The following is a 13,323-nucleotide window of genomic DNA, read 5'->3' as shown; positions in this document are numbered from 1 at the left end:
CATAATACGTGAGCTTTCCATTCACCTAGAATTAGACTCTCGATGTTTCTAGGTGTAGCCTCTTGCTGCTCAGCATAGCTGACAGTACTATAGAATAGTAATGTGGAAATGAATAACGGTCCTGTCATGATAATTTTATGACTCATAATGTTTAAATAAAAACATTGGGACACCCATCACTTGGATTCTGGCTATGAAAAGTCATGTTCAGAGGTGGGTGTCCTAATTTTCAAACTTTATGCCTGTCTTTTTGACTTAATTTGAGAAAATGTTATAAGTGTTTGGCAAAATGCAACAACGTCTCCCATAGTTCTAAGAGAATGCAGAGCAGGCCCCCAGTTAGCTGGCTCACCTTCATAATGGTGAACTTGCAACCAACCGCCCTGTCGTGCAGAGTCATGTGTAGAATTTTTAATTTGAAAGGCTATCCCATGCTTTTCTCTAGCTAAATAAACATCGAATTCAGCATCTGTTTCATTACCAGACACTTCATAGCCATATTCTTCACCAATTGACCTGATTAGGTTTTTTGCTAACTGACGATCCATTATTTAATGCCTCTTTGGTTAAAGTTAAAAATAGTGTAATTTTAAAGGAAATCGTACAAAGTCAAATTTAAGTATTCTAGCTACACTGCAAAAAACATAAATAATAAGAATGCTAGGCGGCACTATCCAGACTTAAATTCTTTGTTATGTTTATTTGCATCTCTGATGCCTGAAAAAACGTGGACACCCATCTTTTTGTGCGCTGGCTATACAGCGCTTTACTCAGAAAGGTGGGTGCCCTGATTTTTTGAGTTTGTCCCGGGGATTGGATTAGTTCCTCGGTTTTCTGGCGTTATTATTTCCTCCGCTGACCCAAAATTAAATACTCGAATAAGAAGCTTTTCAGCCCACGTTTTGTGCGTATACCATAAAGGAGTGGGATTTCGGACCTTGTCTAGGCTGTTCATGTTTGCCCTATAACGCCTAAAGCCGCGACGCATTTACGCGTCCGGCTGATTTTGCTTGTTAGCTCTTTTTTACTTCATTCACCAATATCCCAAAGTGAGGCATTACCGGGAACTTGCTGGAATATAAAGCCAAACCTTTGTTGCGCCCACACTAAGAAAATGCCTTCAGATTGGCCACACTCAGGGCAATGTAAATCTTTTGCTCTATGCGAGTCAGGATTCCAAGAATATATGGTGAAATGCAGGCTGCATTTTAAACACTTAATCTTCTTTTCAATGAATTTTGCAGTGGTTTTCACAAGCTCTTGTACATGAGATATTCCGGAGTCTGATATTTCCGCATAGTCCCCCCCTACAGTCACGTAGCCTTTGTTTAACAACTCAAGTATTTCTTTTGGAAATTGTTCTTTTTTATCCGCCTTCAGGGAGAAGTTTTGACCACCTACAGTTATATGGAAAGAATGCTCAAATTTTTGGACTTTTAATTTATCATCTTCACATGCAGCCGCTAGTAAGAGTTCAGCAGCTGTTTCCGATAACTTTGTATCTTCGTTCTGGGCCTTAAGTGTCGCCAATATCGTCGCAGATAATGCATGCATTTCTCCGCTAGTAACTTGTGCTTGTGCGGGAAGTTTCCCTTTCGCGACCATGTCGTAAACTTCATCTCTATGGCCTTTAAGCTCACTAGCTGAGAAATTTTTTGTCATATGTGTTTTCGTATGGATTGTCGAATGGCAACCGATACAAACAGGCAAAAGATTATCTTCATCATGCGTGCCGCCATCACATTGCTCGGTAATGTGATGCACTTGTATTTGTAAAGGTGAAAACCTTCTACAAATACTGCAATGTCGTGCACACTTCACTAGAATACTAGCGACTGTTCTTTCAGGAATTGACATTAATATTCCTCTGTCTGATTAATCAAATTGAGAGCTAACACCCGCGTTAACAGGCGGCTGCCAGCGAAGCTGGTAGACGTCCTGTTGAACAACCACTTAGGCTATGGCGCGAAGGCACGAAATGCATTTCATAGCAACTCCCGCGCTTTGGTGAGTGCCTCACCGAAAGGTAAAAGTTCTTCAGAGATTTTTGTTTCATAGTTCGGAGTGCGCACTCCATCTACCAAGTCGGCAGAGTAGCCTCTAATTCGATCTGGGACACAAGTTTCATTGGATCGTTCGAACTGAAATACGCACACACCTTGAAAAGATCCCTTATCACTTGGCTTGTCGCAGTTATATGTGTAGGTCAGGCTGCCTGCCATCTCATCTATTGTTTCGGACAAGGAAATCCACTGAGCGTAAGGTTCACCTGACTCTCTATATGCTTCACCTCTGATTTGCAGAGAGGAGAGGGTTTGCTCAAAGTGCTCAACTGTATATGCGAAGGCGCCATCAGATGCCTTGAATTTTCCAACCCATGTGCCATTTACATAGTTGGCTCCAAGCAAATGACGCTTTACGAAGTTGATTTTGCGCGCAGTGCTTTGCAAAGTGGTTGCCAACAATTTGTACACACCAACAGATAGCAGCAACGCACTTGCCGGCTTTAGGTACGGGTATGTTGACTCGTCTATCAGCGACAATAGGTGCTGAATGACAAAGTACATTGCAGTTATCGTTGCTGCGGTAACGTACGAGTGAAATCTATGCTCTGGTTTCATAGTCGTAAAGGCCTAACAATGATTAGATGGAAAGCGGTATAAGTCCGATAACGGGGCATTCCATATAACTCCGCCACACCCTCATTCACCACCGTGAAAAATGCATTTTAAATCTTCACGTTACCAGTCTGCCTCTGATACTTGAACGTATTCGCTTGCCTTCTTCTTTTTGTTCTAAACATTACCACTGTGTAAAAACACAGATAAAGAGTCAGCTATGGCGTGCGATGACAAGGCTACCGCCCCTGAGTTCCAGCCCCCAGTCTGCTGCCTGTTACCTGCGAGATAGCAACAATCGCTGTCATGGCGTTCTCCCGAGAGATGGATTGTCGTTTGGCTATTTTAAGGGGCCGGATTGAGACATGGAAAGAGGCAGTTGATAGAAATCTGAGCTGGTTCAATCAATTAGTGAACAACTGTCGTTCTAGTTGGCTGTTGGGTGAGCAGAATAGAGGGAATTCCCCTCACCCCAACCCTCTCCCGGGGGGAGGGGGGGCTTGTTTGCGGTTAGACGGGAGCTGAGGGCTGGCGAAACCCCGTCGAGGGCAGAGCCCTCGCGTCCTGCGTGGCGAAGCCGCGCCATCACATCAACGTCGCGAACGTCTGATTACGCTTCGCTAATCAAACCTACAGAGAAGCCGACCTTTGACGCCGGATAACAAAAGGGAGCCTATCAGGCTCCCTTTTTGCAGAAACGGCCAATGGCATCTGACCCATGCCACTCCTTATCGATTGGTCGCAGCCTTCATCCCTTCCACAAACTCCTTCAGACGAGTGAGCATATGCTCCGGGTTCTGGTGGTGGGTCTCGATGATCTTCACCACGGCGGAGCCGGAGATGGCACCGGCGGCGCCAGCGGCGATCGCTTCACGTACCTGGGCCGGTTCGCTGATGCCAAAGCCGAGCAGGGCAGGGGGGGCATTGAACTCGCGCAGGGTGTTGATGAGGCCCTCCACCGGCATGCCGGCCTTGGTCTCGGCACCGGTCACGCCGGCGCGGCTCACCAGATAGGTGTAACCGGAGCCGAGCTCGGCAACGGCCTTGAGCGTCTCGGCATCGCCGTTGGGCGGGGCGATAAAGATGCTGTCGATGCCGAACTTGTCGGCGGCCGCCTTGTAGGGTTCGCACATCTGCACCGGCACGTCCGCCACCAGCACGGAGTCCACCCCTGCCTGCTGGCACTTCTCGTAGAAGCCGTCGATGTGGCGCACATAGACCAGGTTCGCGTAGACCAGGAGGCCAATGGGCAGCTGTGGGTACTTGGCGCGGATGCGGGCGAGCAGGCCGAAGCAGTCGTCCGGGGTGGTGTGGCTGGCAAAGGCACGCAGGGCTGCGCCCTGAATGGTGGGGCCGTCTGCCACCGGATCGGAGAAGGGAATGCCGAGTTCGAGGGCGTCGGCGCCCCCTTCGACCAGGGCATCGACGATGGCCAGGGACAATTCGGGGGTGGGGTCACCCAGCATCACGAAGGGCACGAAGGCGCCCTGATTGGCCTTGTCCAGACGGGAGAAGAGTTGTGCGTAACGGTTCATGACAAGGTTCCTTCTTTTTCAAAGATGTCGGCAACGGTGAAGATGTCTTTGTCGCCACGGCCGGAGAGGTTGACGATGAGCACCTGCTCTTTTTCCGGTTCACTGCGGGCCATCTTGAGGGCGTGGGCCAGGGCGTGGGAGGACTCCAGCGCCGGGATGATGCCTTCGGATTTGGCCAGCTCCTGGAAGGCGTCCAGCGCCTCCTTGTCGGTCACCGAGGGGTACTCGGCGCGGCCGATGGCGGCCAGGTGGGCGTGCTGGGGGCCGACGGAGGGGAAGTCCAGCCCCGCCGAGACGGAGTAGGACTCCTGGATCTGGCCCTGGTTGTCCTGCATCAGGAAGGAGTGCATGCCAAAGAAGACCCCCTTGCTGCCGTGACCGAGCGGCGCGCCGTGCTCGCCGCTCTCGATGCCGTGACCACCGGGTTCGACCCCGATAAGGCGCACGGAAGGCTCATCGATAAAGTCCGCAAACATGCCGATGGCATTGGAGCCGCCGCCGACGCAGGCGATCACCGCATCCGGCAGGCGCTCTTCTTTTTCGAAGCACTGGGCCTTGGCCTCTTCCCCGATCATCTTCTGGAACTCCCGCACGATAGTGGGGAAGGGGTGGGGACCGGCGGCGGTGCCGAGCAGGTAGTGGGCGGTTTCATAGTTGGCGGCCCAGTCCCGCAGCGCCTCGTTGCAGGCATCTTTGAGGGTGCTGGAGCCGGAGTGCACCGGGATCACGGTGGCGCCCATCAGCTTCATGCGAAACACGTTCGGCTTCTGGCGCTCGCAATCCTTGGCCCCCATGTAGACCCGGCACTTGAGGCCGAGCAGGGCGCAGGCCAGCGCCGTTGCCACACCGTGCTGACCGGCGCCGGTCTCGGCGATGATCTCGTGCTTGCCCATGCGCTTGGCAAGCAGGGCCTGACCCAGCACCTGGTTGGTCTTGTGGGCGCCGCCGTGCAGCAGGTCCTCACGCTTGAGGTAGAGGCGGGTCTTGGTGCCCTTGGTCAAATTGCGGGTGAGGGTGAGCGGGGTCGGGCGACCGGCATACTCGGTCAGCAGGGACTGAAACTCGGCGACGAAGGCCGGATCATCCTTGGCATCGACGAAGGCCTTCTCCAGCTGGAGCAGGGCGGGGATGAGGATCTGGGGCACATACATACCGCCAAATTCACCGAAAAACGGATTGAGCAGGGTCATGGTTATCTTCCTTTACATTCTGCAATTGAGATCAGGTATGAGCCTTGTCGGGCTGAGGTGTATGGCTGGGGCACATACATGTCATCGACGAAATTCACCGAAAAACGGATTGAGCAGGGTCATACATTATTCCTTGTGCTTATGGGCAAACGCAGTTCATTAATTCGTTGAATGAGTCATGGGGGCGCTCACAGTTGGCGCAGGGCGCCAAAGGCAGCCGCCAGCTTGTGGGCATCCTTCCTGCCCGGGGCACTCTCCACCCCGGAGTTGAAATCAAGGCCGAGACAGCCCACCCGGGCGGCCTCGAGGGCGTTGTCGGGGTTGAGGCCCCCCGCCAGCATCAGCGTGGCTTTATCGAGATGGGCCAGCAGGGTCCAGTCGAACGCCTGACCGGTGCCGCCGCTCTGGCTGCCGACTTTCGTATCCAGCAGCAGGCGATCCGCCGGGTAGTCGAGGGCGGGCAGGGGCTCGCCACTTGTGACTCCAACCGCTTTCCAGATCTGGCAGCCCGCCGGCAGCAGCGCGCGCAGTGCCTCGACATAGGCGGCATCTTCATCCCCGTGCAGTTGCACGGCGGCGAGCCCCAGCGCATCCACCGTCTTGGCGATGGTGGCGGGCTGGGCATTGCGAAACACCCCGACGTAAGAGAGCGGCGCACCCGCCATCACGGCGCGGGCGGCGGGAATGTCCACGTAGCGCGGGCTTTTCGCCACAAAGATAAGGCCGCCGAACACGGCGCCCGCCTGATGGGCGGCGGCGGCGTCCTCGGGACGAGTCAGGCCGCACACCTTGTTCTGGCCGAGCACGAGCTTGCGCACCGCGGCCTCCAGATCCGGCTCCGCCATGAGGGAAGATCCCACCAGGAAGCCCTTGGCGTGGTGGCGCAGGGCCGCCACCTGGGCGCGGTGGTTGATGCCGGATTCGCTGATCACCACCCGATCTCCCGGGATCCTGGCGGCCAGCTGCCGGGTGCGGGCAAGATCGACGCTCAAATCCCGCAGATCCCGGTTGTTGATGCCAATCACCGGGGCGCCGAGGTCGATGGCGCGGGTCAGCTCCTCCTCGTTGCTCACCTCGGTGAGCACCCCGAGGCCCAACTCTTTCGCCACGTTGAACAGGGCGCGATACCCCTCGTCGGTGAGCACGGAGAGCATCAAGAGGATGGCGTCCGCCTGATAGTGGCGGGCCAGATAGACCTGATAAGGGTCAATCATGAAGTCCTTGCAGAGCACCGGCTGCTGGACGCGGCCCCGTACCCGGGGCAGGAAGGCGAAATCCCCCTGGAAGAACTTCTCGTCCGTCAGCACCGAGATGGCGGTGGCGTAGTGGCCATAGATGTCGGCGATGGCCTCCGGGCTGAAGTCGTTGCGGATCAAGCCCTTGGAGGGGGAGGCCTTCTTGCACTCCAGAATGAAGCGGGTGGAGCCTTTGCGCAGATCCCCCTCGAAATCCCGATCGCTCGGGGTCAGCGCGTCCTGGAAGCTCGCCAGGGGCTGGCTCTCCTTGCGGGCGGCGACCCACTCCTGCTTGGCCGCCACGATCTTGCCGAGGATGGTCTGGCTGATGGAGGCCATGTTCAGAAAGGCGTGGGGAGCAATGACATCTGACATCTCGTTATCCTTGCGAAGCTGGCTGTTGCCCGTCGGGCGTTCTGGGTGAGTGCCCCTGGGGCACGCTGTGGTGGTGGCTGACATCATGCCTCCTGATGGCTCAGGGTGGCGAGATCCCGGGCGAGGAGGGCGGCCTGACCGCTTGCCAGCACCGCCAGCACCCGGGCGGCGGCCTGCCGAAAGTCCGGGGCCTCGCCCGCCATCACCAGGAGCGGCGCCACGTTGGCGGCGATGGCGGCGTTGTGGGCCGGGCTGCCGCGTCCTTCCAGGATGGCGGCGGTGATGGCGCGGTTCTCCTCGGGCTCACCGCCCTGGATGGCGCTGACCGGGTAGGTGTCGAGGCCAAAGTCTGCCGGGGTGAGCAAGTACTCGCGAATTTCGCCGTCGCGGATCTCCGCCACCTGGGTCGGGCCGTGGATGGCAATCTCGTCGAGACCGGCGCCGTGCACCACCATACCGGTTTTCAGGCCGAGTGCCAGCAGGGTTTCGGCGATGGGGCGCACCAGCTCGGGGGCATAGACCCCCATCAGCTGGAAGCTGGGGCGAGCGGGATTGATGAGCGGCCCCAGCACGTTGAACAGGGTGCGGGTCTTGAGGGCCTGGCGCACCGGCATGGCGTGGCGCACCCCGGCGTGGTACTGGGGGGCGAACAGGAAGCAGACCCCGAGCTCGTCCAGGCAGCGGCGGGCCTGGGCCGGGCTCATGTCGAGCTTGATGCCCATTTTATCGAGCAGATCGCTCGACCCCGACTTGCTCGAGACCGAGCGGTTGCCGTGCTTGGCCACTTTCAGGCCGCAGGCGGCGGCCACCAGGGCCGAGGTGGTGGAGACGTTGATGGTGTTAAGGCCGTCTCCCCCGGTGCCGACGATGTCGCAGAAGGCATAGTCCGGGCGCGGGAAGTCGCGGGCTTCGGCCAAGAGCGCCTCGGCGGCGCCGGCGATCTCCTCCGGGGTCTCCCCCTTGATCTTGAGGGCGGTCAAAAGGCTCGCGAGCACGATGGGATCCACTTCACCACGAACCACCTGGCCGAAGGCGTCGCGGGCGGCGTCGCGGGTGAGAGACTGACCCTGATAGAGGGTGTTGAGATGTTGATGCATGGTCTCTTCCTTACCGCACGTGGCTTTCTGGACGGGTGACATGGGCGAGGGCCTGGGTGAGCAGGCGGGCCCCTTCGCTGGTCATGATGGATTCCGGGTGGAACTGGAAGCCCAGCACCCGCTCGTCACGCTGCTCGATGGCCATGGGCATGCCCTGATAGTGGGCAATCACCTGCAACTCTTGTGGCACATAGGTGGCCACCAGGGAGTGGTAGCGGGCCACCGGCAAGGGGCTCGGCAGCCCCGCGAAGGCGCCATGGCCGTTGTGCTCGATGAGAGAGCGCTTGCCGTGGACGATTTCCCCCGCCGCCCCGACGGTGCCGCCGTAGGCTTCGCACAGGGCCTGATGACCGAGGCAGATGCCGAGGATGGGCACCCGGCCCCGGGCCAGCTTGATGAGATCGATGAGGCAGCCCGCCTCATGGGGAGCGCCCGGCCCCGGGGAGAGCACCAGCACGGCGTCCCCTTCGCAGGCGTCGATCTCCTGCATGATGCGGCTCGCAGGCAGGCTGTTGCGGTAGATGCGCACCGGGTAGCCCAGGGTGCGGAACTGGTCGACGAGGTTGTAGGTAAACGAGTCGAAGTTGTCGAGCAGGAAGATATTAGTCATGGGACTGCTCCTTCGAAGTGCGGAACTGGTCGGCCAAAGCGTTGTAAGTGAACGAATCGAAGTTGTCGAGCAGGAAGATGTTAGTCATGGCTCACGTCCTTGTGTTGTTCCTGCTGGGCGCTGAGGGCCTGCAGGGAGGTGCCATGGCTGGCAGCGATGGCGGCCAGCACGGCCGCCGCCTTGGCGCGGGTCTCGTCCGCCTCGGCCTGGGGTTTGGAGTCATAGACCACCCCGGCGCCGGCCTGGACATGGGCGACCCCCTCTTTCACGAAGGCGGAGCGGATGACGATGCAGGTGTCCATTTCCCCTGCGCCGTTCAGGTAACCCACGGCGCCGCCGTAGCTGCCGCGACGCTTGCCTTCCACCATGCGGATAAGCTCGCTGGCGCGCAGCTTGGGGGCACCGGTCAGGGTGCCCATGTTCATGCAGGCCTGGTAGGCGTGCAGGGCGTCAAGGTCGGCGCGAAGGGTGCCCACCACCCGGGAGACCAGGTGCATGACGTGGCTGTAGCGATCCACTTTGAGCAGATCCTTGACGTAGCGGGTGCCGGGGGCGGAGATGCGGGCGATGTCGTTGCGGCCCAGATCCACCAGCATCAGGTGCTCGGCCACCTCTTTCTCGTCCTGGCGCAGCTCCAGCTCGATGCGGCCGTCCAGATCCAGGTTGATGCTGCCGTCCGGGTTGAGGCCACGGCGGCGGGTGCCGGCGATGGGGTACATCTCCACCTGGCGGCTGTTGGCGCAGAACTTGACCGCGCTCTCGGGGGAGGCGCCAAACAGGGTGAAGCCCTCGTCCTGCACGTAGAACATGTAGGGGCTGGGGTTGGTCTGCTTGAGGCGGCGATAGGCGGCGACGGGATCCGGGCAGGGGAGGGAGAAGCTGCGGGACGGCACCACCTGGAAGATGTCACCACGGCGGATGAAGCCCTTGAGCTTCTCGACCTCGGCGCAGAACTGCTTGTCCCCCTTGTCGACGGCCAGGGCGCCGGTCAGCGGCGCCGTGCCCTGTGGCGCAGGCAGCGGCTGCTGACAGGCCTGTTTGAAGGACTCGAGGCGAGCGGTCAGGCGGGCGTAGCGCGCGTCCAGCTGCTCATCCTCTTCGCCGCCGAACAGGCAGGCCAGCAACTGGGTACTCTGCTTGATGTGGTCGATGGTGATCAGGGTCTCGGCCACATAGAAGCAGTAGTCAGGGCAGTCGTTGCTCCCCTCTGGCACCTCGGGCAAGTCTTCAAAGGAGGCGATGAGGTCGTAGGCGAAGCTGCCCGCCATGAAGAGGGCCTCTTTGCCCTGCTGGCATTGCAGCTCCCGCTGCAGGGTGCGCAGCACGTCCAGCACGCTGCTGCCCTTGAGGCGGCTGTCTTCGTCAAGCTCCCGATCGGACGCCGGGAAGTCGAGGTGCAGCTCGTCCGCCACTCGGGTCTGGGTGATGACGGCGGGCAGGCGCTGCTCCAGCAGGCGCAGCAGGGCGGCGCCGTTGTCGCCGAGGGGGCGCACCTGCACGGCGCGGCCGCGGCACTCGATGCGCAGGCAGGCGTCCACCAGCAACAGGCTCTGGGTACCGGCCTTGGAGTCGATCTCCACCGATTCGAGCAGCAGGTTGTTGGGTCTGTCCTGGCAGAGTCGGGTATAGAGTGCCAGGGGGTCTGTCACATAGGGGGCATTGAGCCGGATGGTATCGAATTCGCCCAGGGGCAAACGGGTCTTGTTGCCTGTCATAATGCCTTCCCTTGCATGTGTTGTGTGTCACCGATGGTCATGGCGCTGTCTCTCTTGAAAATGGGTCGGGTTCGGGTCACGTCAGCGAGTTCGCCATCGCCATGTCAGTGTGCTTCTCTGAATTGTCGGTTTCATCACAGGTCCATTTGCCGGATAATAAAAAAGCCCGCTGGGGTCAGCGGGCTTTTTCTTTGGGTTCTTAACTTGCTGTCAGATTACAGGTACAGCAACGACCACACGCCCGCATGTCAGGGAGTGTGCCACCACCAGATGGTCAGGATGGAAGTCGCTTGCATGAGATTGAGTCCTGTAAAAAGATGTTTGCAATGAAGTGCCTACAGAAAACGATAAAGCCGCGGCCAAGTCAAGTCGCTTTTTTGCCGGCCTTTTCCAGGCAGGTCCCAAACAAGAGCGAAACACGCCGATGAGATTCGATCTTCATTGCCACACCACCGCCTCGGACGGGGTGCTGAGCCCCGCCGACCTGGTGCGCCGCGCCGCCGAAAAAGGGGTGGAGGTGTTAGCGGTCACTGACCACGATACCCTCGACGGGCTTGAGGAGGTGCGCCAGACCATCTCGGCCGACCAGTTGCCACTGCGCCTGGTGAGCGGGGTGGAGATCTCCACCGGGTGGGAGCATCACGAGATCCACATCGTGGCCCTCGGGGTGGACGAGAAAAATCCCCAGTTGCTCGCCTTTCTGGCAGGGCAGCGGGCTCGCCGGGAGGCGCGCGCCGAGGAGATCGGGCGTCGTCTGGAGAAGTGCCTCATCCCGGGCACCTATGAAGAGGCCAAGCAGCTTGCCGGTGACGCCGCCGTGACCCGGGCCCACTTTGCCCGGGTGCTGGTGGCGCGCGGGGTGGCCGACAATATGCAGAAGGTGTTCAAGAAGTACCTGAGCCGGGGCAACAAGGGCTATGTGCCCGCCGAGTGGCCCGGGATGGGGGAGGCCATCGAGGCCATCCACGCCGCAGGCGGGCTGGCGGTGCTGGCCCACCCGAGCCGCTACAATCTCACCGCCAAGTGGATCAAGCGGCTGCTGGTGGCCTTCAAGGCCGTCGGGGGGGATGCCATGGAGGTCTCCCTGCCCCAGCAGAGCCCACAGGAGCGGGCGAATCTCGGCCAGTGGGCCAGGGAGCACGATCTCTATATTTCGGTGGGGTCCGATTTTCACTTCCCCTCCAACTGGACCGAGCTTGGCCGCCACCTCTGGCTCCCCAAGGAGGGGATGCCGCTGTGGCTGGGTCACCCCGGTCATTTCGGGCTCACCCCCGAGGAGCATGCGGGCCTGCTGGCCAGCCGCTGAGCGCCCCGGGCCGGCATCTTTGATGCAGGCGAGTCTGCGTCAAACAGGTTAAGGTAGTGTCATGGGCCAAGGGGCCCTTGACCATGAAGCGGGCAACGAGCGTGCCCCCTATCGCGAGAAGAGCATATGAGTCAGCATTTTTACGTACATCCCGACAATCCCCAGGTTCGCCTCATCAGCCAGGCGGTGCAGATCCTGCAAAACGGCGGCGTCATCGTCTATCCCACCGACTCCGGCTACGCCCTGGGCTGCCAGATGGGCAACAAGGATGCCCTGGAGCGCATCTGCCGCATCCGTCGCATCGAGCCGAACCACGACTTCACCCTGGTGTGCCGGGATCTCTCGGAGATCTCCACCTATGCCAAGGTGGACAACACTGCCTTCCGGCTGGTCAAGAACAACACCCCCGGACCCTACACCTTCATCTTCAAGGCCACCAAGGAGGTGCCGCGCCGCCTCATGAACGAGAAGAAGAAGACCATCGGCATCCGGGTCCCGGCCAACAACATCGCGCTGGCCTTGCTCGAGGCCCTCGGTGAGCCGCTGCTCTCCACCACCCTGATCCTGCCGGGCTCCGAGATGGCGGAGTTCGACCCCGAGGAGATTGCCGACAAGCTCGGCAAGCAGCTGGATCTGGTGGTCAACGGCGGGTATCTGGGCGAGCAGCCCACCACTGTGGTGGACTTCTCCGACGACGAGCCCGTGCTGCGTCGCCGCGGTGCCGGGGATCCGACGCCGTTTGAGTGATCTTGCCGACCCCGTGCCCGCGCTGACAACCCCCGCGGGCACGACGGGGGAGGCTTCCCTTCCCCCGCCCATCGCCACCGTGCTGGGGCAGCCCTACCATGAGCTGCCCCAGGACTTGTTCATCCCCCCCGATGCGCTGGAGGTGTTTCTCGACACCTTCGAGGGGCCGCTGGATCTCTTGCTCTACCTCATCCGGCGCCAGCAGCTCGACATCCTCAACCTGCCCATCCTGCAGATCACCGCCCAGTACATGGAGTACGTGGATCTGATGCAGGGCCTCAACCTCGAGCTGGCGGCGGAATACCTGCTGATGGCGGCCTGGCTCGCGGAGATAAAGTCCCGCCTGCTGCTGCCCAAGGCCCCGGAGCTGGAAGACGAGGAGGAGGGGGAAGATCCCCGCGTCACCCTCATTCGTCGCCTGCAGGAGTACGAGCGCTACAAGCTGGGGGCGGAGCGGGTCAATGCCCTGCCGAGGGTGGAGCGGGAGATCTTCGTCGCCGCCGCCATGGCGCCGGATTTTGGTGCCTTGAAGCCATTGGCGCCCGATGTTTCTCTGGTTGAACTCGCCCTTTACATGCAAAGTGTGGTAAAACGCGCGACTCATTTTGAACATCACCAGATCCGCCGCGAGCAGATCCCGACCCGGGTAAGGATGGCGGAGATCCTCGCCATGCTCTCCCTGGGCCAGACCCTGCGCCTGGAGCAGGTGCTGCGGGCCGAGGAGGGGCGCATGGGGGTGTTGGTGACCTTCCTGGCCCTGCTGGAGCTGTGCAAGGAGCAATTGATCTGGATCTTGCAGGCGGAGCCCCTGGGGCCCATCCATTTTGCCCTGGCCAGTCAGGGGAAAGGGGAGGAGCATGAGCATCTACACTGAGCGAGGGGCTGCGCCAGGGGC

12 protein-coding genes are annotated in these 13,323 nt (G+C 59.6%); 3 read left to right on the top strand and 9 right to left on the bottom strand.

What is annotated here, in order from left to right; all coding sequences use genetic code 11:
- Window positions 1–236 precede the first annotated feature (236 nt).
- The 9 genes from ACVDHI_RS01305 to ACVDHI_RS01265 all read right to left on the bottom strand — a co-directional run bounded on the left by ACVDHI_RS01305 (window position 237) and on the right by ACVDHI_RS01265 (window position 10,375).
- A complete protein-coding gene (locus tag ACVDHI_RS01305) occupies window positions 237–548 on the bottom strand; it encodes a hypothetical protein (protein ID WP_163135275.1) in 312 nt (103 codons plus the stop codon).
- Between the two features lie 481 nt (window positions 549–1,029).
- Window positions 1,030–1,857, bottom strand: a complete 828-nt coding sequence (locus tag ACVDHI_RS01300; protein WP_324062219.1) for an HNH endonuclease — start codon at window positions 1,855–1,857, stop codon at window positions 1,030–1,032.
- Between the two features lie 128 nt (window positions 1,858–1,985).
- Window positions 1,986–2,567, bottom strand: coding sequence for a hypothetical protein (locus tag ACVDHI_RS01295; protein WP_324062217.1), 582 nt, complete (start codon window positions 2,565–2,567; stop codon window positions 1,986–1,988).
- A 779-nt stretch (window positions 2,568–3,346) separates the two neighbouring features.
- The gene (trpA, locus tag ACVDHI_RS01290) at window positions 3,347–4,153 is read right to left on the bottom strand and encodes a tryptophan synthase subunit alpha (protein WP_113725446.1); all 807 of its coding nucleotides are present in this window, start codon (window positions 4,151–4,153) and stop codon (window positions 3,347–3,349) included.
- On the bottom strand, window positions 4,150–5,343 hold the full coding sequence (gene trpB / locus ACVDHI_RS01285) for a tryptophan synthase subunit beta (RefSeq protein ID WP_113069981.1): 1,194 nt from the start codon (window positions 5,341–5,343) through the stop codon (window positions 4,150–4,152). Before trpB ends, trpA begins: the two co-directional genes overlap by 4 nt.
- Before the next feature lie 188 nt (window positions 5,344–5,531).
- The gene (gene trpCF / locus ACVDHI_RS01280) at window positions 5,532–7,037 is read right to left on the bottom strand and encodes a bifunctional indole-3-glycerol-phosphate synthase TrpC/phosphoribosylanthranilate isomerase TrpF (protein ID WP_447211594.1); all 1,506 of its coding nucleotides are present in this window, start codon (window positions 7,035–7,037) and stop codon (window positions 5,532–5,534) included.
- Window positions 7,037–8,050 carry an anthranilate phosphoribosyltransferase gene (gene trpD / locus ACVDHI_RS01275; RefSeq protein ID WP_010673697.1) on the bottom strand — a complete coding sequence of 338 codons (1,014 nt, stop codon included), beginning with the start codon at window positions 8,048–8,050 and terminating at the stop codon, window positions 7,037–7,039. Before trpD ends, trpCF begins: the two co-directional genes overlap by 1 nt.
- Before the next feature lie 10 nt (window positions 8,051–8,060).
- Window positions 8,061–8,660: an aminodeoxychorismate/anthranilate synthase component II gene (locus ACVDHI_RS01270; protein ID WP_039039194.1), complete on the bottom strand. Its 600-nt coding sequence runs from the start codon at window positions 8,658–8,660 to the stop codon at window positions 8,061–8,063.
- An 80-nt stretch (window positions 8,661–8,740) separates the two neighbouring features.
- A complete protein-coding gene (locus tag ACVDHI_RS01265; RefSeq protein WP_041213211.1) occupies window positions 8,741–10,375 on the bottom strand; it encodes an anthranilate synthase component 1 in 1,635 nt (544 codons plus the stop codon).
- Window positions 10,376–10,799: 424 nt separating this feature from the next.
- Here ACVDHI_RS01265 and rnm point away from each other — a divergent pair, with 424 nt between their 5' ends.
- The 3 genes from rnm (at window position 10,800) to ACVDHI_RS01250 (ending at window position 13,302) form a co-directional block, all read left to right on the top strand.
- A complete protein-coding gene (rnm, locus tag ACVDHI_RS01260; RefSeq protein ID WP_039039192.1) occupies window positions 10,800–11,681 on the top strand; it encodes an RNase RNM in 882 nt (293 codons plus the stop codon).
- A 126-nt stretch (window positions 11,682–11,807) separates the two neighbouring features.
- A complete protein-coding gene (locus ACVDHI_RS01255) occupies window positions 11,808–12,428 on the top strand; it encodes an L-threonylcarbamoyladenylate synthase (protein ID WP_010673702.1) in 621 nt (206 codons plus the stop codon).
- Entirely contained in the window at window positions 12,421–13,302 is an 882-nt protein-coding gene (locus tag ACVDHI_RS01250) for a segregation and condensation protein A (RefSeq protein WP_010673703.1), read from the top strand. The genes ACVDHI_RS01255 and ACVDHI_RS01250 overlap by 8 nt, the downstream gene beginning before the upstream one ends.
- Window positions 13,303–13,323: the final 21 nt, after the last annotated feature.

This window comes from Aeromonas sp. 25-248 (assembly GCF_053005425.1).
The sequence above is the reverse complement of the archived record's forward strand: the minus strand, read 5'-3'. Positions and strand labels throughout refer to the sequence as shown.